25 protein-coding genes are annotated in these 23767 nt (G+C 44.3%); 3 read left to right on the top strand and 22 right to left on the bottom strand.

Features of this window, described 5'->3' with window-relative positions:
- Nucleotides 1-417: 417 nt before the first annotated feature.
- The 5 genes from B0E43_RS04195 to cysS form a co-directional block, all read right to left on the bottom strand.
- Entirely contained in the window at nucleotides 418-3861 is a 3444-nt protein-coding gene (locus B0E43_RS04195; protein ID WP_077346969.1) for a ThuA domain-containing protein, read from the bottom strand.
- A gap of 96 nt (nucleotides 3862-3957) precedes the next feature.
- Nucleotides 3958-5124: a galactokinase gene (galK, locus tag B0E43_RS04200; RefSeq protein ID WP_077346971.1), complete on the bottom strand. Its 1167-nt coding sequence runs from the start codon at nucleotides 5122-5124 to the stop codon at nucleotides 3958-3960.
- Between the two features lie 94 nt (nucleotides 5125-5218).
- A complete protein-coding gene (locus B0E43_RS04205) occupies nucleotides 5219-6250 on the bottom strand; it encodes a LacI family DNA-binding transcriptional regulator (protein ID WP_077346973.1) in 1032 nt (343 codons plus the stop codon).
- 74 nt (nucleotides 6251-6324) lie between these two features.
- Nucleotides 6325-7305, bottom strand: coding sequence for a M28 family peptidase (locus B0E43_RS04210; protein WP_077346975.1), 981 nt, complete (start codon nucleotides 7303-7305; stop codon nucleotides 6325-6327).
- Complete coding sequence (gene cysS, locus B0E43_RS04215) at nucleotides 7295-8788, bottom strand: cysteine--tRNA ligase (RefSeq protein WP_077346977.1); 1494 nt, start codon at nucleotides 8786-8788, stop codon at nucleotides 7295-7297. The genes B0E43_RS04210 and cysS overlap by 11 nt, the downstream gene beginning before the upstream one ends.
- Nucleotides 8789-8955: 167 nt before the next feature.
- Between cysS and B0E43_RS04220 the strand changes: the two genes are divergently transcribed.
- Nucleotides 8956-10494, top strand: a complete 1539-nt coding sequence (locus B0E43_RS04220; protein ID WP_077346979.1) for a family 43 glycosylhydrolase — start codon at nucleotides 8956-8958, stop codon at nucleotides 10492-10494.
- Between the two features lie 29 nt (nucleotides 10495-10523).
- Here the strand turns inward: B0E43_RS04220 and nudK are convergent, their stop codons facing one another.
- The 11 genes from nudK to B0E43_RS04280 all read right to left on the bottom strand — a co-directional run bounded on the left by nudK (nucleotide 10524) and on the right by B0E43_RS04280 (nucleotide 18275).
- On the bottom strand, nucleotides 10524-11162 hold the full coding sequence (gene nudK / locus B0E43_RS04225) for a GDP-mannose pyrophosphatase NudK (RefSeq protein WP_217349135.1): 639 nt from the start codon (nucleotides 11160-11162) through the stop codon (nucleotides 10524-10526).
- Nucleotides 11163-11244: 82 nt separating this feature from the next.
- Nucleotides 11245-11463 (bottom strand): type II toxin-antitoxin system HicB family antitoxin, encoded by a 219-nt coding sequence (locus B0E43_RS04230; protein WP_077346983.1) that lies wholly within the window; start codon nucleotides 11461-11463, stop codon nucleotides 11245-11247.
- A gap of 37 nt (nucleotides 11464-11500) precedes the next feature.
- Nucleotides 11501-11755: a hypothetical protein gene (locus tag B0E43_RS04235; protein ID WP_217349136.1), complete on the bottom strand. Its 255-nt coding sequence runs from the start codon at nucleotides 11753-11755 to the stop codon at nucleotides 11501-11503.
- A gap of 60 nt (nucleotides 11756-11815) precedes the next feature.
- Nucleotides 11816-13342, bottom strand: a complete 1527-nt coding sequence (gene purH, locus B0E43_RS04240) for a bifunctional phosphoribosylaminoimidazolecarboxamide formyltransferase/IMP cyclohydrolase (RefSeq protein ID WP_077347119.1) — start codon at nucleotides 13340-13342, stop codon at nucleotides 11816-11818.
- Nucleotides 13343-13615: 273 nt separating this feature from the next.
- Nucleotides 13616-13996: a GNAT family N-acetyltransferase gene (locus B0E43_RS04245; protein ID WP_217349137.1), complete on the bottom strand. Its 381-nt coding sequence runs from the start codon at nucleotides 13994-13996 to the stop codon at nucleotides 13616-13618.
- A 719-nt stretch (nucleotides 13997-14715) separates the two neighbouring features.
- Nucleotides 14716-15297: a YdeI family protein gene (locus B0E43_RS04255; protein ID WP_077346989.1), complete on the bottom strand. Its 582-nt coding sequence runs from the start codon at nucleotides 15295-15297 to the stop codon at nucleotides 14716-14718.
- A 67-nt stretch (nucleotides 15298-15364) separates the two neighbouring features.
- A complete protein-coding gene (locus B0E43_RS04260; RefSeq protein ID WP_077346991.1) occupies nucleotides 15365-15769 on the bottom strand; it encodes a GNAT family N-acetyltransferase in 405 nt (134 codons plus the stop codon).
- 144 nt (nucleotides 15770-15913) lie between these two features.
- Nucleotides 15914-16519 carry a glyoxalase superfamily protein gene (locus tag B0E43_RS04265; protein WP_077346993.1) on the bottom strand — a complete coding sequence of 202 codons (606 nt, stop codon included), beginning with the start codon at nucleotides 16517-16519 and terminating at the stop codon, nucleotides 15914-15916.
- On the bottom strand, nucleotides 16520-17077 hold the full coding sequence (purN, locus tag B0E43_RS04270; protein ID WP_077346995.1) for a phosphoribosylglycinamide formyltransferase: 558 nt from the start codon (nucleotides 17075-17077) through the stop codon (nucleotides 16520-16522).
- Nucleotides 17078-17216: 139 nt separating this feature from the next.
- Complete coding sequence (locus B0E43_RS04275; protein WP_077346997.1) at nucleotides 17217-17648, bottom strand: VOC family protein; 432 nt, start codon at nucleotides 17646-17648, stop codon at nucleotides 17217-17219.
- Nucleotides 17649-17672: 24 nt separating this feature from the next.
- A complete protein-coding gene (locus tag B0E43_RS04280) occupies nucleotides 17673-18275 on the bottom strand; it encodes a hypothetical protein (protein ID WP_077346999.1) in 603 nt (200 codons plus the stop codon).
- Between the two features lie 167 nt (nucleotides 18276-18442).
- On the opposite strand from B0E43_RS04280, the gene B0E43_RS04285 reads away from it, so the two are divergent.
- Both B0E43_RS04285 and B0E43_RS04290 read left to right on the top strand, forming a co-directional pair.
- Nucleotides 18443-18982 carry a hypothetical protein gene (locus B0E43_RS04285; RefSeq protein ID WP_077347001.1) on the top strand — a complete coding sequence of 180 codons (540 nt, stop codon included), beginning with the start codon at nucleotides 18443-18445 and terminating at the stop codon, nucleotides 18980-18982.
- Nucleotides 18983-19367: 385 nt separating this feature from the next.
- The gene (locus B0E43_RS04290; protein WP_077347003.1) at nucleotides 19368-20522 is read left to right on the top strand and encodes an endo-1,4-beta-xylanase; all 1155 of its coding nucleotides are present in this window, start codon (nucleotides 19368-19370) and stop codon (nucleotides 20520-20522) included.
- On the opposite strand, the gene B0E43_RS04295 is transcribed toward B0E43_RS04290, so the two are convergent.
- From B0E43_RS04295 to B0E43_RS04320, 6 genes are all read right to left on the bottom strand, one after another.
- Complete coding sequence (locus B0E43_RS04295; RefSeq protein ID WP_077347005.1) at nucleotides 20473-20757, bottom strand: hypothetical protein; 285 nt, start codon at nucleotides 20755-20757, stop codon at nucleotides 20473-20475. The two genes, B0E43_RS04290 and B0E43_RS04295, sit on opposite strands and share 50 nt — an antisense overlap.
- 181 nt (nucleotides 20758-20938) lie before the next feature.
- Nucleotides 20939-21265 (bottom strand): multidrug efflux SMR transporter, encoded by a 327-nt coding sequence (locus B0E43_RS04300; RefSeq protein ID WP_077347007.1) that lies wholly within the window; start codon nucleotides 21263-21265, stop codon nucleotides 20939-20941.
- Nucleotides 21266-21302: 37 nt separating this feature from the next.
- Nucleotides 21303-21656: a DUF86 domain-containing protein gene (locus B0E43_RS04305; RefSeq protein ID WP_077347009.1), complete on the bottom strand. Its 354-nt coding sequence runs from the start codon at nucleotides 21654-21656 to the stop codon at nucleotides 21303-21305.
- Complete coding sequence (locus tag B0E43_RS04310) at nucleotides 21646-21939, bottom strand: nucleotidyltransferase family protein (protein WP_077347011.1); 294 nt, start codon at nucleotides 21937-21939, stop codon at nucleotides 21646-21648. The genes B0E43_RS04305 and B0E43_RS04310 overlap by 11 nt, the downstream gene beginning before the upstream one ends.
- 108 nt (nucleotides 21940-22047) lie before the next feature.
- Nucleotides 22048-22962, bottom strand: a complete 915-nt coding sequence (locus B0E43_RS04315; RefSeq protein ID WP_077347013.1) for an alpha/beta fold hydrolase — start codon at nucleotides 22960-22962, stop codon at nucleotides 22048-22050.
- Nucleotides 22959-23309, bottom strand: a complete 351-nt coding sequence (locus B0E43_RS04320) for an MmcQ/YjbR family DNA-binding protein (RefSeq protein ID WP_077347015.1) — start codon at nucleotides 23307-23309, stop codon at nucleotides 22959-22961. The genes B0E43_RS04315 and B0E43_RS04320 overlap by 4 nt, the downstream gene beginning before the upstream one ends.
- Between the last annotated feature and the right edge of the window lie 458 nt (nucleotides 23310-23767).

Below are 23767 nucleotides of genomic sequence, written 5' to 3' on the forward strand. Positions count from 1 at the left end.
AAAAAAAGAAATATGTTCTCAAGCTTGCAGCAGAAATGAATATGGAAGTATACCAGACAAAATAAACATTCGATAATTGAATAAAATCAAAATAAATATTATCTCGTCATTGGTAGCGGAGTCGAAGTCTTCGGTATTCGAGATTCATCATTCGATGTTCGATATTTGAAGAATTTGAATAGTGAAAGCATAGGGATGATGTTTAAAAGTTTAAGATAGGTCAACCCAAATCAGAGCTTGTAATTCCCTGTTCGAGATTCGATATTTTGCAAACCAGAAACTTATCGCCAACCCAATCGCAAGACAATTCAATCGTATTTCAAATCAGAAATCATATTTACTAAGTCCGAACCCGAATCAATAAAAAAGCCACCCCGAAATTTCGAGGTGGCTTTTGGCTTATAACACTTTCCCGAATTATCTCGGATTGAATGTCATGTTGGCAAGGATAAAGGTACCGGGATCGCCTTCCCCGTTTTGCTTGGAAACAAAGTAGAGGTTATGCAGCTTTCCGTCTGATTCACCGGTGATATTGATGGTGAATGGGGAATAGATCGGAGTGGCCTCATTCGGTCCGAGAGGTCTTTGTTTGAAAGTACCTTCACCAACTTTGGTACCGGTAGGGCTGTCCAAATAAACTTCAAATACAAATTCCTGTGTTACCGGAGCGATGGATACAGTGACCACTGATATTGAACTGATTCCAGTGAGGTCAATATTTGGAAGGGAGAAGCTTCCCTGTCCTTTTGGAACCATCACCAAATTAGCTCCATCGTAACTCATGGACGAGTATTCCGCAAAGTTGCCGGCATAGGTCATGTCCATGGAATTGTTGCTCAAGATAGTTGAACCTGAACCGGTCAACGGCTTGATGCTTTCACCGCCCTTATCTGTATAAGACGCTGACAGAACCAATACTCCGTTTGGAGCTGGAGCCTTGCCTTGGGTTGGATCCACAGTTCCTTTGGCTGGAAGAGAAGGCTTAGCCGCTTCTCTCAGTGAAAGGATATAAGTGACCAAAGCATTGGCGTCAGAGGCTTTCAGATCAGGATTTGCAGGCATAACCGTTTCTCCCCAAACTCCTCCGCCACCGGTTTTGATCTTGTTGAGCAGGTAATCACGGTCTCTTTCGCTGTACTTTTTAGCTACTTCAGTATAGGCTGGCCCGATTGAGACCTCTGCTTCTTTGTGGCAGGTTTTACAGGTCAATGATTGAACCAAGGCTTTTCCATTCATTGCCTCACTCATGATTTTGTGCCCCATGTCAGCCTCCGCTTTGTCCACTCCTTCGAGATAATCAGCAGATACAAACAGGGTGCTTAAGTCAGAGCCAGCATCAGGGTGATCCTCATCTGAAACGGATACCGAGTAAGCTACTTTTTTGCCTGGGAAATAGAAGGATTTATTTCCTTCGATCAGGAAAGTCACCACTGGGGCAACGTTGCCTGAATAGACCGATACCGGTGCACTGACACCAGTCAATCCAGCTTGGTCAGCAGCGGTTACCTTGATTTCATATTCTCCAACTCCGTTGAAGGTATGGGTCAAGGTTGGTTCTGTGGTGGATTTGGTTTCACCGTTGCCCAAATCCCAGGTATAGGTCAAGGATTCTTTTTCAGGATCGGAAGAAGTTGCTGTGAAAGTCACAGTCAGAGGATTGGTGCCCGAAGTTTTGTCAACTGCAAGTGCAGAAACCACTGGAGCACGATTGCCTCCATTGAAATCGATTCTGGATAGACCTGAATCCGGGTTTTTGGAAAACCATCCATTTCCGTATTCAAGAATGTAGATTTTTCCGTCAGGACCCATTTCCATATCAATCAGCGCATTGAATTTAGTGCCAGGCATAAACGGCTCCATCTTGTCAAAATCACCGTTTTCTTTCATAGTAACCACTTTGATCCAACCTCTGATCCATTCATAAATGAACAGTTTCCCATCAAAGTAATCCGGGAATCTGGTTTCGGTAGGATACATGTCGGAGTAATAAACCGGCCCAGCCATGGCATTTCTTCCTCCCGTTCCGACTTGAGGGAACTCAGGTGAAGCACCGTATGGATACCAAATAAATGCTGGCTGTACAGGAGGCAATTGCTTCAAACCTGTATTGTTTGGTGAATTGTTGACAGGTCCGGCCAGGTCAAAGGCAGGGCCGATTTCCCCGGTTTCGTAATTGAATTCACGGTATTGGTAATTGTTTCCGATGGTATATGGCCAGCCAAAGTGCCCTGCTTTTCTTGCCTGATTGACTTCGTCGTAGCCCATAGGCCCTTTAAGATCCAAGGAATCATTTCTTGCGTCGGGCCCGACTTCACCCCAATAGAGGTAATTATTTTTTTGATCGACAGAGATTCTGTATGGGTTTCTCAGACCCTGTACAAAAATCTCCGGACGTGTTCCTTCTGTTCCGGTAGGATAAAGGTTTCCTTCAGGGATGGTATAGGTACCGTCCTCGGCAACTTTGATTCGGATGATTTTTCCTCTCAGATCATTAGAGTTGCCGGAGCTTCTTCGGGCATCCCATTGCTTTCTACCTTCTCTTCCGTCTAATGGGGCATAGCCGCTGAGTCTAAATTGGGAGTCATTTTGGTTGAAAGGTGTCGAGTTGTCTCCTGTGGAAAGGAAAAGGTTTCCGTCTTTGTCAAAGGCAATTGATCCACCGGTGTGGCAGCAAATTCCTCTTTGGGAGTAAAGCTCCAAAATTACTTTCTCGGAAGCCATATCCCAGACTCCGTCCTTAAATACAAATCGGGAAAGTCTGTTGATCTCTTGGTCTCCAGTAGGAGCATAATAGGCAAACACAAAATTGTTGGTGGCATAATTTGGATCTTTCTGGATACCCAGGAGACCCTCTTCAGCATTGACGCCTTTTACGTCGGTTTTCCAATACACATCCAGCTTGGCGACCTCTTTCAATTCCTGGGTTTCGTTGTCAAAAAGGAGAATTTCACCTCTTCTTTGCGCAACTAATATGTCAAGATCCGGAAGGATTGTCATTTCAACCGGTTCAGTAAACTGTCCGTAAGAAAGTGTGGTTTTGGTAAATCTGTTCTCTTCAGGGACACGCTTGGACTTTGCCTTTGTGTAATCAAGTGCCTCATTTTCACCGATTGAATATTGGATTCCGGCAAGCAAATGCTTCAGGAAATCCTTTTCTTCAAAAGACTCATTGGTGTGGCCTCCACCGGTGTAATAAGCGCGGCCTCCGTCAAAATCATGATACCAGGCAATCGGGTGTTCGCCCATATCCATACCGCCCTGATAGGAAGCTTCGTCCAGCATCAGCAGTTTCTTGGTATCTGGGTTTACGTTTTTGTAGCTGTACCATTCGTCTGTCCTTTCCCAGCTGTCGGGCAAGAAGTCAACTGATGGATGTTTTTCACCAGTTTTGGTGATTTTTCCGGGCTGAACATTCGGATTCGGATCATTGATGCCCGGGTGGTCGGAGAAATAGCCACCGACCAGTCGGTTGTACCAACCCCATTCATATTCAGTATCAGCAGCGGCATGGATTCCCAAGAACCCCCCGCCGGACTGGATATAGCGCTCAAAATCAGCTTCCTGATATTGATTGAGGACATCTCCGGTAGTACTCAGGAAAATAACCGCAGCATACTGGGATAGATTTTCCTCGTTGATGTTTTCCGCATTTTTGGTGGTGTCCACCTCAAAGCCGTTTTCGGCTCCCAACTTCTGGATTGCGGCGATTCCAGCGGGAATTGATTCATGGTAAAATCCAGCTGTTTTGCTGAAAATCAGGACTTTTGGATTGCCTTCCCGCTTTTTTGAACAAGCAGAAAGGCCCAGTCCGATTACCAGCAACAACAGTAGCAGACTACGTAGGGTTTTGGGTAAATGCATATGGGTTTGAAATTTTTGGGAAAATAGGTAAAAATTGAAGACGCTAGGATAAGTGTCTGAAATTCGGATGTTTTTCAGGATGAATATTCTGAAAAACTAATCCGCTAATGATATTTCTTCTAAAATTGAACTGCCTGAGCCGATCTTTACAGGAATAAAATCGGGAATGATACCGAATTTTTCCAAGTAGGCAGCTTCAATTTTCTTTTCAAAAATTGCGATTTCGGATGTTTTCACCAAGTTGAGCGTGCAGCCTCCAAAGCCACCACCCATCATTCGCGAACCCAACACTCCGTCGATTTTCCAGGAAGTTTCAGCCAGAAAATCCAACTCCTCGCAACTCACTTCATAGTCTTTGCTCAGACTTGCATGTGAGGCTTTCAAAAGAGTGCCAAAGGTTTGCAGTTCACCTGATTTTAAAGCCTTGCCTGCCAAGTGAACCCTGGCGATCTCAGTGATCAGGTGTTTGGCTTTTGGATATAATTCTGCAGGCAACAGGTTTTCCACTTTTTCCAAGTCCTCCAAAGGGATGTCTCTGAGGGTTTTTATTCCTGGATAGTGTTTGGCTAAGATCCGAACACTTTCCTCGCAGGCTTCTCTTCGTTTGTTGTAGGCAGTATCCGCAAGGGAATGCTTCACTTTGGAATTCACCAGAATCAGCGAATATTCTCCAAATTCTGCCGGAACTTCCTCGTGGGAATTGCTACGGCAGTCGAGCAAAAGCGCTTTTCCCTTGACTCCAAAAGCAGAGGCATATTGATCCATGATACCGCATTTGACTCCGGCAAAAAGGTGTTCTGATTTTTGTCCGTATAGCGCGATCGATTTTTTGGGAACTTGGAATCCAAAGAGACCGGAAATGGAAGTGCCGATTGCTACTGATAGTGCTGCCGAGGAGGAAAGGCCCGAACCGACTGGAATATTCCCTCCGATGACCATATCAAACCCCGTGATTTGGTAACCGGCTTGCTGGAGCAAAGCCACCATACCCATGACGTAAGTCGCCCAATGTCCTTTTTTGGGAGAAAAAGCATCCAATTCAAATGAAAATTCCTGATCAAAATCCAATGAATAAAGTCTGCAAACAGTCAGCCCGTTTTTCTGAATTGCAACCCAAATTCCCTGCTCTACAGCTGCTGGAAAGACAAATCCCTCCTGATAATCCGTATGCTCACCGATCAGGTTGATCCGGCCGGGGGCAAAGGCAAGAAGTGGAACGGTCGAAAAATGAGATTGGAAAGTTTGGGTTATTGTAGTTTGCATATAAAAGAGGTACCGGTAAGTTGTTAGTAGTAAGTGGTAAAATGAGTTTGGATACTACTTACCACATATTATTTACTACTTACATTCATTAAAATCACTTTGTCTGAAAATGCTGCGAGGATCTGCGCGGCACAAGCGTAGTTTCGAGAACAATGGAGATAGGGTCTTCAGAGGCGATTCCGTCGAGCTGATCGAGCAGGTGACTCACAGCTAATTTTCCCATCTCATAGCCAGGCTGAGCCACCGTGGTGAGTGGGGGCTCCACAACTGCCGCGGTTGGGTTGTTTGTAAATCCAGCCAAAGCCATGTCTTCGGGGATTTTGATTCCCATGGATTTCCATTGGGTTAGCACATCCACGGCAACCGGATCTATCATACAAAAAACAGCATCCGGTCTAGGTCGCATTTCAACAATTTCTTTGGCTACTTTGATATTTCCTTCTGTGGTCAGATCGGTGAATTTGATCAGGGAATTATCCTGATGAACCCCAAATTCCGCCAGGGCATTTAAGTAGCCTTCTTTTCTTTTTTTGGAAATATAGAGGTCCTCCGGGCCTGACACATAGACAATGCGTCTGTTTTTCCCTTCGAGTAAATGCTTGACTACTTGATAGGCTCCCCCAACGTCATTGAAAGTGACTTTGGAAACGGGGATTTCCTCATTAACCCTGTCGAAAAGCACGAAGTTGATCTCTCTGTTGTAGAGTTCGTACAGGTGGTCAAACTGATTGGTCTCCCGGCTGAGTGAGATAAGGAGCCCGTCCACCTGGCTGGAAACCAATGCACGGATATTGGCTTTTTCCTGTTCCAGAGATTCGTTGGACTGGCAGATCATGACATTGTAGCCACGTTTGTTTGCAGCATCTTGGATTCCGCTTATACAGGATGCAAAAAAGTGGGAGGTGATTTCCGGTACGATCACCCCAAGGGTTTTTGAACGGCTGATCCGGAGACTTTGAGCCAAAAGATTGGGCTGGTAATTCATCTCCTTGGCCATCTCTACGATCTTTCGTTTGGTCTCAGGATGCAATTCCGGGGAATCTTTCAGTGCCCTGGAAATAGTAGAAACTGACACGCCAAGTTTTTTGGCGATTTCTTTCATCGTAATCTGATGACCTTTTTTCATGATAATGCTTATCCTTTTCTAAAGCCTGCAATCGTATGCATTTGCCCAAATTGCAAAATACTTTAGAATTATTGCTATTCCTGATAAACTGTAAATAAAACAGTTTCCCCGACTGCACGCAAAGTGCGCGGATCAATCAGTTCCATGTTGTCCTTGTGAGTGTGGTGATAATGTCCAAATCCGAAGTCAGGTGAAAACTCGATGATGTCGATCATGGGGATTCCTGCATTGGCATTGACAAATGCGTGATCATCCAAGATTTCAGGGGAATCTTTTTGGATGAAAAAGTCAGAAAATCCCAGGCTTGAGGCATTGGACCAAACTTTTGAAACAACCCCGCTGGCGTACTGCCTGGAATACCCTTCCCGGTAGAATTTGGCATTTTTTCCACCCACCAAATCCACCAAAATCCCATAATAGGCAGAGTAATTCGGAATGTGCTTGTTTTTGGACCAATACTGAGAACCATGGCACCACCAAAATTCCTGGGCGTTGTTTCGTGTCCTTGCTTTTTCCGGCTCACCGTCATCTTCTCCGTCAAAGAGGATGATGTCTATTCCCACATCAGGCTTGAGTTCCTGAGAGGCTATGGTTCTGGCTATTTCCAGTAAAACTCCCACTCCTGAACCTCCGTCATTTGCTCCGTCAATTGGATCATTGAGTCGTTCAGTGTCTTTGTCGGCGATTCTCCGGGTATCCCAATGTGCCGCCAAAAGTACTCGCTTGGTTGCTTGGGGATTGTAGGAAGCGATAACATTGCTCAGATCCCAAGTTAAACCATCGTAGGTTTTAGCCTGAAAGTCCTGGGTTTGCACACTCCATCCGTAGCTTTCCAACTTAGAAATCATCCAATTTTGGGTGTCGGAATGGCCTTTGGTACCGGGGACACGTGGACCAAAATCCACCTGCTTCTGAACAAAAGCGTAAGCGGAATCTGCATTGAACGCCGGATAGGGCTTGGTGACAACTTCCTCAACGACCGTTTCGGTGGCTTTTTCCCCAGAACAAGCCCAGGCAAAAACCAACAGCCCAACCAGCCAAAATCTATTCTTCATACGCCCAATCAATTTTTTCTTTCATGTCTTTGACCACAAAACCCATTTCCTTCAGTCCAGCCCTGATTTCATCCACTTTGGCATAATCACGGGCCGTTTTAGCTTCGGCATAGAGCTTCAGCAGCAAATCCAGCATGGTGTTTTGCACATCACTTTTCTCCTCAATCAAACCCAAAATATCCTCTACAAAAGTGATGAAAGTATCCTTCAGTTTGGCAAAAGCCTCTTGCCCCAACACTGCTGATGCCAGCTGTCCGGTGAAGATGGAGTTGATTTTTTTCAACAGGTTAAAGAGATGACCAATCGCCTGCGCGGTGTTGAAGTCATCATCCATTGCCCGATAGGCGGCAGTGATGCTTTGTTCGATCTGCTTGACCTGCTCGGTATCAATTGTTACTTCGGTATTTGGATTGAATTCCAAAGACTTGGCGATTCTCAATCCATTGATGAGTTTTTTATAGCCTTTTTGGGCAGCTTTCAAGGCTTCATTGGAGAAGTCCAAGGTGGATCGATAATGCGCAGTGAGCATAAAATATCGAATCGTCATCGGACTATAGGCCTGCTCCAGCAGCTTGTGGTTGCCGGTGAAAAGCTCCTGAAGATTGATGAAATTCCCCAATGACTTGCCCATCTTCTGCCCGTTGATGGTGATCATGTTGTTGTGCATCCAGTATTTGGCCGGATCGTGGTGATTGCAGGCATTACCCTGGGCGATTTCGGCTTCGTGATGGGGGAAAAGCAAATCCATTCCACCGCCGTGAATGTCGAAACTTGTTCCCAAATATTTGGAACTCATGGCTGTACACTCGATGTGCCAGCCCGGAAAACCCATTCCCCAGGGCGACTCCCACTTCATGAGATGCTCAGGAGATGCATTTTTCCAAAGGGCAAAATCAGCTGCGTTTCGCTTTTCATCCTGTCCATCCAATGCTCGGCTACCGCTCATCAAGTCATCCAATACCCGTCCGGAGAGCTTGCCGTAGTTGTAGGTCTCATTGTATTTGAGCACATCGAAGTACACCGAACCGTCCACCACGTAGGCTAATCCTTCCTTCAATATAGCCTCAGTCAGGGCAATCTGCTCAGGAATATGTCCTGTTGCCCGAGGTTCGATACTGGGTTTCCAAGTGTTCAGTAAAGCCATATCCCGGTGATAGGTGTCCGTGTATTGTTGGGCCACTTCCATGGGTTCGAGTTGCTCGAGCTTGGCCTTTTTGGCGATTTTGTCTTCTCCTTCATCCGCATCGCCTTGGAGGTGACCAACGTCGGTAATGTTTCGGACATACCTTACCCGATAACCCAAATGGGTAAGGTAGCGGTTGACCGTATCAAAAGTGACGGCAGGACGGCCGTGCCCAAGGTGTGCATCTCCATAGACGGTAGGTCCGCAGACATACATGCCCACAAAGGGCGGATTGATGGGTTGGAAATCTTCCTTCTGTCGGGAAAGGGTGTTGTATAGCTTGAGCTGATGAGATTTCATGGATAGAATCAAGACGCTAGAGTCAAGAACCTAGAACCGGAAATGTCCGGTTTGGGTTCGGACTGCAAAATAGGGGATTCGGGCGGGGAAATGAAAGGGTAGCGGGGATTAGCTTTTGGATGGAAATTTTATCTTTGACGACTAACCCATAACCTAAGTGGATTTTTATGATAAAAGTAATTCGCAGCTTCCACCTTTTGTTTTCTTTCGCGTTTTTGTTGGCCTTTGGTTTTGCCTGTTCCCAGCCAGAGAAAGTTGAAATTATCCAAGAGCAAGTCATTCCCGGCGAGCTTCCTGACCCAACACTTATTGAAGTTGATGGAGTCTACTATGCCAGCGGTTCTTCCAATGCCTGGGGGCCTTATTATCCGATTTACCAGTCCAAGGATTTGAAAAACTGGACTTTTGTGGATTATGTCTTTCGGGAAAAGCCGGACTGGACGATCAACAGCTTTTGGGCGCCCGAGCTTTTTTACAAGGACGGGACTTTCTATTGCTACTATACTGCGAAGCGAAAGGACGGAGTTTCCTGCATCGGTGTGGCTTCGACAAAGGATTTGAAAAAAGGGTTTGAGGACCATGGCGTGCTTATCGAATGGGGGAATGAGGCGATTGACGCCTTTGTCAACCAGCAAGGGGAGGATTTGTACATCACCTGGAAAGCCTATGGTTTGACCGAAGGGAAGCCCATTACACTTTTAGGTTCCAAGCTGAGCAAAGACGGACTATCGCTGGAAGGAGAGGCATTTGAAGTCTTGACAGCGGAAGCTGATACCTGGGAACAAGGCGGGATTGAGGGACAGACGATTCTGGAGCGGGATGGCTATCTCTACATGATTTATTCTGGAAACGCCTGTTGCGGTGCCAATTGCGATTATCAGGTCGGAGTCGCCCGAGCCAAAACCATGGAAGGTTCTTGGGAAAAATATGCCGGAAATCCGATTCTCAAAGGAAATGAAGATTGGAAATGTCCAGGTCATGGCACGGCGATTCAGACGGGAGACGACTGGTTTTACCTCTACCATGCTTATCCTACACAAGGATTTCCAAACCTGGGAAGATCGGCTTTGCTCAGCCAGATTGCTTGGGATGAGGAGACGGGCTGGCCTCAGTTCTCTGCCAATTCCCAGCTTGGGAGTGGAGAGATCATGGGAAGTGATTTTATCGATGAGTTCGATGGAAAAGCACTTGACCCGAACTGGAGATTTGATGTGGAGGCAGGCAATGCAACTGCGAAAATTGAAGGTGGGAACTTGATTTTGAGCTCGGATTCTTCGGCTTATCCGGCCTTCTTGGGAGTCAATCCAGAGAAAGCCGATGCAGAATTCCAAACTCAAGTTTCGGGTAAAAGTGATGTGCTACGAAGTTTGACTTTTTATGTGACCAAAGACAATAGCCTTGGCTTGGGAATTCAGGGAGATTCCCTGGTGCTTTGGAAAGTAACGAAAGGAGATTTTCAGATTTTAGGGAAACAAGCAGTTGGCACTTCATCCGGAATTCACCTGAAAGCCATGATGACTGACGGGAAGCAATTTCAGTTTTCCTTCAGTCTCGATGGGCAAACTTGGGAAAACATAGGCGCCGAAGTAAATGGAGACAATCTGGCTTGGTGGTCTTGGGGGATGAAGGCCGGGGTGTCCGTGAAATCGGATGGAATTTCAGCGGATCGAAAAAGCAGTTTTGGGGAGTTTTCGGTGAGGTATTAGGCAGATGAAATTGGATATTTTCTGGTGCATCAGACAATCCCATGCAGCTTGATGTATTGCAGCAGCAAGATAGTCTTGCCGTCTTTGATCTCTCCACTGTCGATCATCGCCAATGCGTCGTCCACTGCGATCTCCATCACTTCGATATTTTCTTCTTCGTCTTCTGCTCCGCCGCCCTCGCTTACCTTCATGTCGTTTCGGTATTCGGCAATGAAAAAGTGGAGGATCTCCGTGACCGAACCCGGTGACATGTATGCCTCAAAGATCTTCCGGACCTTGGAGATCTTGTAACCGGTTTCTTCTTCTGTTTCCCGTTTGATGCAATCCTCGGCGTTTTCGTTGTCCAAAAGTCCGGCACAGGCCTCGATGAGCATCCCGGATTCGTTGCCATTGACAAAAGTTGGCAGGCGAAATTGACGGGTGAGAATCACGGTTTTTTGCTCTGGATGGTACAGCAATATTGTGGCACCATTTCCCCGATCGTAGGCTTCCCGGGTTTGGGTCATTGCTTCCCCGTTTCTTTTGGTGTATTGATAGGTGATTTTTCGGAGGATGTACCAGTTGTCCGACAGGATTTTGGTGTCGAGGATTTTTACGTTTGTTATCACAGATTGCGGTAGTGTTTGGGATATGAGTATAGAAAAAAGCCCAACTCTAAGACGGCTCATGAAGGAAGTTTTGGGAAGGAAATCTGGAAAAAACCAGCTAAAAAACTCCCGAACTTAGAGACAGAATGACTCTCTTTTGGGTTTATGCAAAGCTCAATTTGCCCTTTGGCTTGGGAATGGGTCGATCAAGCTCATGAGCAGTTTCAATCCATTCCTGAATGACTCTTTCGGTGTTTTGCAACGCTTCACCATAAGTGGCTCCGTCGGCCATGCATCCTGCAAGTTCGGGAACCTCTGCGATGAAGGTTTTGTCTTCCTCACTCCAGTAAATAATGATTTCGTATTTGTAGTCAGGTCTCATCTTCACCTAGATTTAAACGGTATTTCAATATAAGGTTTCATACTTGTTTTACCTGATATGCTTTTGCTTTGCCCTGTGTCTCTTGGAGATTGATAATCTCCTCAACTTCCTTTTTATAGAAAATGTGATGGCTCCCTTTAACCCGTTCGGTAAAGCCAAATAGACCCAAAATGGTTCTGAATTCATCAAAACTGATATTGTGATCAGACCTTCCCTGAAGAATTTTGAGTAAGAGCTTTTCATACTTCCCCATAGCCCAATATACAAAAAGCCCTCCTGAAATTGCTTTCAAGAAGGCTTTCTTGGTTCGCCCTTCGACTCCGCTCAGGGTGACACCTCAAAGGTCTATCAATTAATGTTTGAAATGTCTCACTCCCGTCATTACCATTGCCATGCCGTGCGCATCACAGAAGGCAATGCTGTCCTGGTCTTTGATCGAACCGCCTGGCTGAACGACTGCTGTAATTCCAGCTTCGTGCGCGATCTCCACACAATCAGGGAAAGGAAAGAAAGCATCGGAAGCCATCACGGCGCCTTTCAGCTCAAAGCCAAATTCCTTCGCCTTGATAATGGCCTGTCTCAAAGCATCCACTCGGGAAGTTTGACCTACACCACTTGAGAAAAGCTGGGTATCATTGCTCAGAATGATTGTATTGGACTTGGTATGCTTACATACTTTGGCTGCAAAAACCAAAGCATCCAATTCTTTTTCGGTTGGTGCCACTTTCGTTACCACTTTGAAATCTGCCTTGCTTTCGGTAGCCAAATCCTTGTCTTGCTCGATCACGCCGTTCAGGAGCGTTTTGATCATCTTGGTTCCTGGCAAAGCCATCTTCTGACGAAGCAGGATTCTGTTTTTCTTGCCTTTCAGGACGGTCAAAGCCTCTTCGGTAAACTCCGGAGCAATCAAAACCTCGAAGAACAGCGAATGCATCTCTTCGGCGGCAGCTTGGTCCACGGTTTGGTTGGTGACCAAAACTCCGCCAAATGCAGAAGTGGTGTCCGCTTCAAACGCTTTCTTGTACGCTTCCTGCACGGTTGGAGCCAAGGCCACGCCACAGGCATTGGTATGTTTCAGGATTGCAAAGGCAGTTTCTCCTTCAAATTCAGCGATCAAATTCACCGCAGCATCGACGTCCACGAGGTTGTTGTAGGAAAGTTCTTTTCCGTTCAACTGATCAAAAAGTGCCTCCATGTCTCCATAGAAATGTGCTGCCTGATGGGGGTTTTCTCCATAACGCAAAGCTTTTGCTTTCGTCTCGGACACTTTCAGTGCAGGGATATTTTCTGCAATGTTGAAATAATTGAAAATATGAGTGTCGTAATTGGAAGAAACCTGGAAAGCCTGGGCGGCAAAATACCTGCGGTCTTCGATCGTAGTCCCGCCATCTTGTGCGGCAAGTTTTTGCTCCAATTCTCCGTATTGATCTTTGGAAGCGATGATCACCACATCTTTGAAGTTTTTGGCGGCTGCACGGATCAAAGAGATACCTCCGATATCGATTTTCTCAATAATGTCAGCTTCGGAAGCTCCTGAAGCCACAGTTTCTTCGAAAGGATACAAATCCACGATCACCAGATCTATAGCAGGAATGCCGTATTCAATCGCCTGACCCAAATCACCCTCGTGGTCGCGTCTCTGCAGGATTCCGCCGAAGATTTTTGGGTGGAGAGTCTTCACTCTTCCTCCGAAAATGGATGGATAACTGGTCAGATCTTCAACAGGAATTACTTCTGCGCCTTGCTCCTCAATAAACTTCTGGGTACCACCGGTGGAGTAGATTTTTACTCCGTGCTTTTTCAGCAGCGCAATGATGGGTTCGAGGTTGTCTTTGTAATAGACTGATACGAGGGCAGATTGAATTTTTTTGATTGCCATTTGGTGAATGGATTTGGATAAAATCGTTGGAAGGCGCAAAGGTATAAAAAATGAACGGGGGGAGAAATATGTAAATCGATTTACGAAGGGGTAGGGAAAAGTACGGACAACGAATGCATCCAGAAAGTACAATTTGCGCATTCTTGCGGAAGGTGCAAGGCTTGGAAAAAAGTCAAATGTTTCAAAGCTCCATAGTCAATACAAGCAAATGCTTCGCCTGGATTTCGTATTCAAAAATCGGATCAGGATAGTTTTGCAGGAAGAAATCTTTCTTTATTTCAGCCAGCTCAAATCCAAGCTTCTGATAGAGATAGAGCTGGACACACCGGAATTTGCCGTGCCAATACTGATCAGTTTATTCTTGCCGTTTCTAGCTATCTGAATCGCCTGTTCCAACAAAAAACTGCCAATTCCTTTTCCCTGAAAATCCGGTTTGACAGCCACGTTTTTGATTTCTACTGTTTCTGGATTTGACTGGAATACAACAATTTCCCCAATGATTTCCTCCCGAAACACTGCTGCAAATACCTCTGATTTTTCCAAATATTCAGCTATCAGATCCAGGGATGGATCAGCAAGGAGGAGCAAGTCAAAAGGCATTTTTTCTCCCTTTTCCAGCCTTTTGAATGAGATTTCCTGATCTTCAATTTTCATTTAAATGTTTTGGTTTTACTGATAGAATGATCTGATTCCTGGAAATGTATTCCAATTTGTTTTGGATTGCCGTATCCTTTTTTCAAGAGTCATTTGGAGTGTTTTAATTTACTTAGGAGAAAATGAAAAATCAAGGCCAGGATGGTCCAGTAAGTGGCAAACCCAATCAGAAAAAATGGGGGCGGAGTATCCGGATCTTGGTGCAGAAAGTTGATAAAAGGAATCAGAGGGCCCATCAGAATAATTTTCACAGGGGATAGAATTGTAGAAACAATAGATTTCCAAGTTTCTTGTGATTCCGATCCCAAAAAAGAAACCATAGGTTGATCCAAAACTAGGGTGGTGAAAAAAAGAAAGGAAATCACAAAAACGAGGAAGAGTGGAACGAATACAGTTCTTTGGGTTTTCACGGCTTACAGCTTTTTTGAGTGTTTTTTGAAAGTTTTGATCTGATGGTCTGACACTTTAGATTTCATAAATCCTGTCTTTCAAATGGATCATTTTATTTTAAAAGTACTTTGTAACTCAAAGTGAATAAAAAAATCTAATATTTCCAATTCCAGTTGAAAGTATTTGAAAATGATGTGTTAAGCTTTCCTGAAACGAGGAAACCCAAGGCAATCCAATATTTCAATTTTAAAAAATATCGAAGGCTCAAGACTGAATTTGGAACCCGGAAAACCGAAATGTTGGGAACCAGATTAAGGTAGTGACCATTTCTATCTCAAATGTTTTGGTTTAAGATTTTGGTCTGCACTTTCTATGATTTCAGCAATGCGTTTTTGTCTGGTTTCGGCTGTCTTGGCAAACACCAGCCAAGACAAGATTATCTTTCTTACAGATTTGCTTAAACTTAAAAAGAAGTCTTTTGAATCTGGTTTGTCAGCGAATTCGGCTTCCAAGTCTGCCGGAATCACTAATTCTTCCACCTCGTCCAGGATGGTCCAAGAGCCATTTTGCTTTGCGGTTTCGATGCATGCAAATCCGGCTTCCGTCATCAAACCCTGCTCTGTGAGTTTTTCAACCTTGTTTTTGTTGATTTTTGACCAAGTGCTTTTTGGTTTTCTCTTGCTGAAAAACTGGTGAGAGGTTTCTTTGTCTATTGAAATTTTCTTGCTGTCTATCCAGCCAAAACAAAGAGCAACATCTACTGCTTCACTCCAAGAAATAGATTTTATTTTTGAATTTTTGTTATAGAAAACCAGCCAAACAGCTTGTTTTGATACGTGGTTAGCTTCCAACCAATTTCTCCACGCTGTAAGGTTTGCCGGATAAAAAATTTCTATTGCATTTTCCTGCATGGTATTTTACTTCAGAATGTTGTTTTTTGTTTGTTGCCAGTCTTTTGTCAAGTATCAAAAAGTTGTTTTACTTCAACAGCTCCATTAAATTTTCTGGTTTTGCTATTTTTGAAAATCCAAATTGCTTATACAAACCATGAGCATCACTTGTCGCTAATCTCCAAATCTTAATATTTTTAAGTTTGTCAAACTCTAATATAAACTCTATTAATTTTTTTGAGTAACCATTGCCCCGACAATTCTCTTGGATGAATAAGTCCATTATATAGGCGAATTGTCCATAGTCGGTAACTACACGGGCAAAACCAACTTGCCTGTCGTGAAGATAAACACCAAAATTCAATGAGTTGTCTATACAGGTTTGCATTGTTTCTTTTGTCCTGCCTTTAGCCCAATAGGAATTTGAAATAAACTCACTTATAAAGTGAATGTTGAGCCGATTTTTGTCGGTACTTATTTCTATTTCGTCCATTCTCTTTTGAAAGTTTTACTGCCGATATATCCTGACTGTCAATGAAACTCGACTCCATATCATTTAGAAATCAAAGGTCACATGGAAATGTACTGCAAAATTCATTTTTCAAGAGTTTATCAAAATTGTCTGCTCAAATCAATCTTATCCTTTGGCTGTAAAACTGTCTTCGTGACCGGTTTCATAGGTTTCTAAGCAAACGAGTAGTTCGTTTCCGTCTGGGTCTTCAATTTGAAGTACATCGTATCCCCACCAAGATTTCTTTGTTGGAACGGAACGTTCGGTAACTTCTTTAAGCAGTTGTTCAACTCCATCGCGAGACAATTCTAGGAAGACACGAGATTGGCTACTGCGAGTAGTGTTCTGACATAAAATAATCTCGCAGCCCCCACGGTCGACTTGGCACACAGTACCTTTACCGTCTGCTTCGTGCCATTTCTTTATGAAACCCAGCTTGTCGACATAAAATCTGATTGCAGTCTGGAGATTCGATACGAAAAAAACAGGGCGCATGTACCACACATGTTCAAAAGCTTCTTTGTTAGATTCTTCCGAGTCCGTTTGCATTAGCTCTATATGTTTGTTTATAAATAAGTCCAGCGAAATTTTATCATTGGTTTGTGCAGTTCGAATCTCCATTCGCTCTGACTCAATGGTTGAAATTTTGAAGTTTTTCAGGTTTTTCGGTCCACTATTCAAAACCAAAAGAAAGATTTGAATTTCGAAGGCCGAAAGGTGATTTGTCAGCAATTAAAGAAGGCTGTCAATCACTTCCGGGAAATAGCGGTGCTCCAGGGCATGAACCTTTTGGGCGATGTCATCGGCAGTATCCTCAGGATGTACCGCGGTCGAAGCCTGAAAGACGATTTTGCCCTCGTCGTAGTGTTCGTTGACCAGATGGATGGTGATGCCGGTTTCGGTATCTCCGGCTGCCTTTACGGCTTCATGCACAAAGCTTCCGTACATGCCCTTACCTCCATAATTTGGCAGTAAGGCAGGATGGATATTAACCATCCGCTCGGGAAAAGAACGGATGAGTTGGTCCGGAATTTTCAGTAAAAAGCCTGCCAGAATCACCCAATCGATCTTTTCTTCCTGTAGTTTGGAGAGAAGTTCGCCTGCCTCCATTTCCTTTCGGGTAAAAGTGAAAGTCGAAACCCCAAACTTTTTGGCTCGCTCCAACACAAAGGCATCGGCCTTGTTGGAGGCAACCAAGGCCACTTGGGCTTTGGAAGAATGCTGGAAGTGTTCCATGATTTTTTCGGCATTGCTGCCACTACCGGAGGCGAGGATGGCCAGTCTGATCATCGGGTGTGAGTCGTTTGAAAAGGCAAATTAGAGGTGGGGAACACTCGAATCAAAACAGGAATTGAAATTTCGGATTTCAGATTTCGGATTTCGGATTGGACTTCATGCCCGAAATCCGAAATCCGACGTCCGAAATTGGCTACTCTTCTCCCTCTTTCAGGTCGTAATTGACCATCCAACCTATTCCATATTTGTCCTCGAAGCTTCCGAAATATGATCCCCAAAAGACTTTTTCATAAGGCATTTCGATTGTTCCTCCTTCAGAAAGGCCATTAAAAATCCGCTCTCCATCCTCCTTACTGTCAGGGTGGATCGAAACAATGTTGTGATTTCCTTTGATCCAGACATGCCCCATCGAAGAGATGGTATCACTGGCCATGATGTTGTTCTGATCGTCTATTTTCAGAGTGATGTGCATGACTTTGGTTTTTTCCTCTTCGGGAAGTTCCATTCCGGGGATTTCTCCAAAATAGTTGATGCCGCCTAAAAACTCGCCACCAAGTACCGACTTGTAAAAGTTCATTGCTTCCTCGGCTTTGCCGTCAAAATTGAGATAGGGATTGATTTTCATTGTGCTTTGGGTTTTTATGGATTTCTAATTTAAGGATTGTCTTTCTGTTTTTCCCAGCAAAATCAAATCAACTCTGAAACTTAACACTGCCAAAATCACTCCCAAAGCGGCCAGAGAAAACGCCAGCCAGAGATTTTGAAAGGAAACCGGAACGGAGAATAACTGAAGTGCCCAGCCGGCTAGCCAGCAGAGGTGGCCTTGTCCGGATCTTTTCTTACGAAGTCGGAGTTTACTGCCGTTTTCGCCCTCATTCACCAAAGGCCAAAAAAAGTCGCGGTATTGCCAAAGCAAGTACAAATCCATCATTAGGAGGACCGTAAGGACATAGGGAGTTCCCTGCCAATGCATCGATACAGTCACCATCAGTATATTCAAAATCATGGGCACCAACATGATCCCACCGAGTAATTTGTATCGTGTACTCAGCAGCATAAATCCGATGGTGATCTGGCAGACAGCGATAAATTCGGCATAGAGTCCCAAATCGTATTTCTGAAGTCGCTCCACCAGCCAGGGAGGACCGATCCAGCCAATAAACTGATGCCCTGCGTAAAGCTTGACCATGCCTGCGCCCCAGAAGGTGAAGCCCAGGAAAATGGAAATGCCTTGTGTAATCCAATTTTTCATAGGAAATAGTTAGCTGGGATTTAGTTCAAAGAAATGGAAATGAAAAGCAGATAAAAAATACGAGGATTATTTACCTGTTGCCGACTCATCTTAGAAAAAGTTTAAATCCTGCGCAGATTGGCAGCTTTCTTTTTATTTTGGGTTCTAAACGCAATTCAAAACCATTTATGTCAGCAAGCGAACTTGGAGTTGGAAGCCGGATCGGCCATCCCAAATTTGGATCAGGAGTAATTGTAGCAATTGATTCCACTTATTACAAAATCTATTTTTCGGCCTCAGAGGAAGTTAAAACACTCGCAAGGGATTACGAAGGTTTTACGGTTGAGGAAGCGAAACTGCCAGACTTTCCGATGCTCACCATGAAGGACGTGGAAAGGGCCATCCGGGAAGCATTGATTGCTACCTCTGAACGCGCACCTTTGATTCCTCTTGGAGGGAAGTGGATGGGAGGGACTTTGATCATTGAACCTTCGGACCGCAGTCTTCAGTCAAAGGAGATTCCAGTGGAGACCTTTTTTCACAAAATCGTCATGGTCCGTGAAAAACTCCGGGTGCTCGAGCAAAACATCAACAACCATCCCAAATTGGACGATGAAGATCGCGTCAATCTTCAGCAATACATCACCCGCTGTTATGGCTCCCTGACTACCTTTAATGTGCTTTTTGCCTATAAAGAAGATCAGTTTAAGGGGAGTGGAAAGGACTGACCGATTTCGGATTTTGGAATTGCGATTTCGGATTTTTGAGAAAAGGTTTAGGTCCATTTGAAACTTTGGTCGTCCTTTTTCAATTCATCTTTAACCAAGCCTGCTTCAAATGAGGCAGGATTTTCTATTTAATGAATTTCTGTTTTTGCACCTGTATCTGAAAATTGAGAATTGGTCTCGACAAGCTCGACCACCGAAACATTGATTTGGATAGGGGCGGAGGAGGAAATGCGGCGAAGCCGCATTTCCTCCTCCGCCCCCCCAGAGACCAACAGCTCCCAGATACCGAGCTTGTCGAGGTGTAATCAATATACTTGTACTTTGCTAGTCGAAGTATAATTTGGTCACTGGTATTATTGCGGACAATCATTTTCTATTTTTAGTTATGAAAAAATATCTATTTCTCCTCATTTTGATACCAGTCTTTGCTTTAGGCCAGACACTTAAGGAAGTAGGCCTAAAAGACAGGATGGGATCTGATTTTTTGATCGGGGCGGCGGTCAATCTTGGTCAAGTAACTGGGCAGGAGGCTGGGGCTGACTCACTTTTATCCCTCCATTTCAGTTCTATTACTTCCGAAAATGGTCTCAAATGGGGTCCTGTGCATCCCAAAGAAGGAGAATACCGATTTGAATACGGCGACGCCTATGTTGCTATGGGAGAAAAGATGGGGGCATTTGTGGTCGGACATACGCTGGTCTGGCATCAGCAGACCCCGGCCTGGGTTTTCCAGAATGCAAATGGTCAGCCTCTGAACCAAGGCGACTTGATTGCAAGAATGGAGGATCATATTTCCACAGTGGTGGGCAGATACAAAGGAAAAATTGACGGTTGGGATGTGGTGAATGAGGCCTTTGAGGATGACGGATCCTGGAGAAAAACACCTTGGTACAACATCACCGGCACTGAGTTTGTCAAAGCGGCCTTTCGGAAAGCTCAGGAAACTGATCCGGAAGCAGAGCTTTACTACAACGACTACAATGTCTGGATACCGGAAAAGCGAAAGGCCATTTTGGAAATGGCCAAAAACCTCCGGGCGGATGGAATTCGCATCGATGGGATCGGCATGCAGGGACATTATCGCCTTGGCTCCCCTTCCCTGGATCAAATCGAACAGGCCATTTTGGATATTCATGAAGCCGGATTTCAGGTACATGTCACTGAACTTGACGTAGATGTTTTGCCCCGACCAAGAAATACTGAGGGTGCGGATCTGAATATCAACTATGCCGAATCTCCGGAGTGGAATCCTTATGTAGCTAGTATTCCCCCCGCAGTCGAAAAGCAACTGGTAGACCGTTACGTTGCGCTTTTTCAGCTTTTTCAAAAACATTCCGACAAGATCAGCCGAGTGACCTTCTGGGGGCTTCATGACGGCAAAAGCTGGCTCAATAACTGGCCTGTACGGGGCAGAACCAATTATCCGCTGATTTTTGACCGCGAAATGAAGCTCAAATCCGGTTTTCTTGAAGCTCTGGAAAAAAATAAACCTAATTGCTTACCTGTAATTCTGTTTTCCTTCTTCTCTCCACAAAAGTGATCGGCACAAACTTGTCAGTAGGGGAGCCGATGTAATAAACCGTCCAATTGGGGTCGTGCTTTGCAAGAAGCTCAGCGATGCAATCCGCCCGATGACCTTGGGGGTTTTGGCAGTCATCCCAGTAAAAAAGCTCGACTTTGTAGTGAAGCGATTGCTTCTCGTTGTTGACAGTGACTTCGATCTGGATGTCCTGCTTCCCGGCCTCCCGGGGAATGGGTATAGCGATATAGCTCATAGCTGTGGAGATTGATGCTCAGACCAATACACCATTATTGTGCCAGTGAAAAACTGCCAAATTGCTTGAAATTCGTGGTTTTTAGATTGGATTTGCTTTTTTTAGCGAACGATTTTGTGCGTAAAGGGACAAATGGAGAATTTTGTGTCGAAATCAGTCCTGAGTAATTTTTTCCTTTTACCTAATGAGAGACCACTTTCAGCCCGACAATTGAGGCAATCAGCGTGGTGATAAAAAACACCCTCCAAAAATCCGCAGGTTCCTTGAAGACAAGAATTCCCACCAATACGGTCCCAACAGCACCAATCCCTGTCCAGACTGCATACGCTGTCCCGATTGGCAATTCACGGGTGGCCCGAATCAGTAGCATCATGCTGATCGTGAGGCAAACCAAAAAACCTGCATACCAATAAACGGCCGTCATTCCGCTTGCTTCTTTGGCTTTGCCCAGGCAGGTTGCAAAACCGACCTCAAATAACCCTGCGATAATCAGTATAATCCAGTTCATAATTGAAATTTCGCCTTTTTTATCTAAATGTTTTAATCTAGGAAAAGGAAGGGGATTCCAAAAGTCCAGAGATTTGTGATTTGAAATGTGGGATTTCTGTCTGGATTATTTCCCAAAGCACATGGTTGTCAATTCCGAAGTATTCAAGGACAAAAACGTTTCTCATCGCAATGATTTCAGACCAAGCTATTTCCAGGTCGAGTAGTTTGGTTTCTTCTGAAAGATGCTTTGCTGCTTCACCGATGATTTCCAACTGTTTGATAGATGCAAAACGCATCATGGAGTTTTCAAAAAAATGTGCTTTGGTATTTCCTGAGGTATAAGCTTCAATTTCCTTAATTGCCTCAAGAATATGAATCAGCCTGATTTTGTCACTGATTTTACCTCTCATAGATCAGTTGTTTTTCCTGATCGATTATCGGTTTGAAATGAGCCGAAAGAGCATTTGCGGAAATTAGATCAACTTTTTTTTGAAGAAGATTTTCCAAATCCATCTGCATTCGAATAAATCCCAATCCAATCACTTTGGAATAGTCCAATTCCACCAAAATATCGATATCGCTTTCAGCATTGGCCATTTCTCTCACATAAGAACCAAAAAGGTAAGCCTTCAAGACGGGTTTGGTCTCAAAATACTTTTTGATTTTTGACAGCTGTTTCGAGGCGAGTTTCATGACGATTCGAATATACGGATTAATCAAATTTGAGGAATAATTAAGGGATACAACATGTGTGATGCCTTAAAGAACAAAAATGCATTCTCTTCATTGAGCAAATAATTTTTAAACCCAATTTTCCAGCTCCCCGATTTTTTCCTTCAAATAAAGCATGCTTTCGGGAAGCGTCTCGACTCCATGACCAGCCGGGTACACCTGGATGTCCTTGAGGTTTTGGATCAGGTTTTTGGCATTGGAGATGGATTTTTCCACCGGAAAGAGCAAATCGTGGTCTCCCAGTACCAAATACACCGCCGATTTGACTTGTTTCAGTTCCTCATTCATGAAATAGGGCTTTTTGGTTTTGTCGATGTATCTGGTCAGGGCAAAACCCTCATAATCGACCAAAAGCTCCCAGGCTTTTGGAGAAAGATAATGGTCGGGCTGCAAGAAAATGGCCTTTTCCAGGAACTTTTCCACATTTTTTCGCTTGGGGCTGATGATGGGTAGCAGATTGTAGTATAGGTTTTTGAGTGAAAGCGAAAACGGCTGTAAGCAACCCGGATTGAATAGGAAGGCCGCTTTGATCTTTTCGGGATGGGTGATGCAGAGTTTTATGCAGATCAGTCCTCCAAAGGAAGCTCCGGCCACATAGCTACTTTGAAGTCCAAGCCTATCCATTACCTCTGCAGCCCAATGACCAAAGTCCTCGGATTTGATTTCAGGTGTATCGCCATCGCTCAGATTGGGAAGTCCGTTGGTTTCGACCAGGTAGATCCTGAAGCGGTCGAGGAGATGATCCAAATTACGGTCAAAATCCCAGATTAGGGCAGTCGTCCTCGCTCCCGGAAAAATCACCAAAGACTCCAGCGTCTTGTCTGAAGTCTGCAAACCGTAAACCATCGTTTTTCCCAATCCGGTATCTACCTCGATCTTTTCATAGGTTCTGTTATTGGTTTGCTCGAGTTGGCTTACCCAGTTTTTGAACCACAATCGATCCTCGGCGGGAGACTTAAATGAAGAAGAAAATTTGATTTTCACGGTTGGGTAGGGGGGAGGTTTGTTGGAGGTAATTTCAGTTTTTCGGGAGCCACTTGATTGTATGCTGCGCAAAGTAAATCCTTAATGACCTCCACTTCCAAATGATCGATTTTGGCGAAAGTCCAACCTTGTTTTCCCCACTTGTTTGGCACGGGGAAAATCACCTTTGAGTCGAATAGTGAAAAGAGATCCTGGTCTTTTTCGGAGAGTTTCAGACAGGCGAGTTTGGTCTGAAAATCGAAGGTTGCAAAGATCTTGTTTCTGACCCGAAAAGAAGTCTTTTCGAAGTGGGGTGCCTCGGTAGACTCGGGTAGGGAAAGGGAAAAGGAGCGAAAAAAATCAAGCATGGAATTTGGTGTCTTTTATCGAAACTAGGCAATATTCCACAGAGCACCTAGGATTGGATTTGCCTTTTTGATTTGGAAATACCGGGTAGTGACTAAGTAGTATTGGATGGGTTTCTAAGTAGCTAATTTGAGAAAGTTATCCGATACTGAAACTGATATTTGAGGTGTGTCGAAATATTTAGACAAGTCTAAAAATATAGGTTTAACTCTAGGAGAATTGACTTTTTGAATGGGAGGGAATTATCGATTTGCTCCCGGATTTTTCCCGGTAGAAATTCTTCATTTTTTTCTTACCAAATAATATTCTGGTTTTCGAAATAGCGGAAAGTTACCCAAGTATCCATTTATTTAAATATTTACAATATCATTAAAATCAATCAGTTATGTGATAGATTTTCTTGAACTTTGGTCTGGTTTTTTACACTTTTCTTTGGGGTGTTCAGTGAAAAATGGCTGAT

Source organism: Algoriphagus sp. A40 (assembly GCF_002002735.1).
Lineage (GTDB): Bacteria > Bacteroidota > Bacteroidia > Cytophagales > Cyclobacteriaceae > Algoriphagus.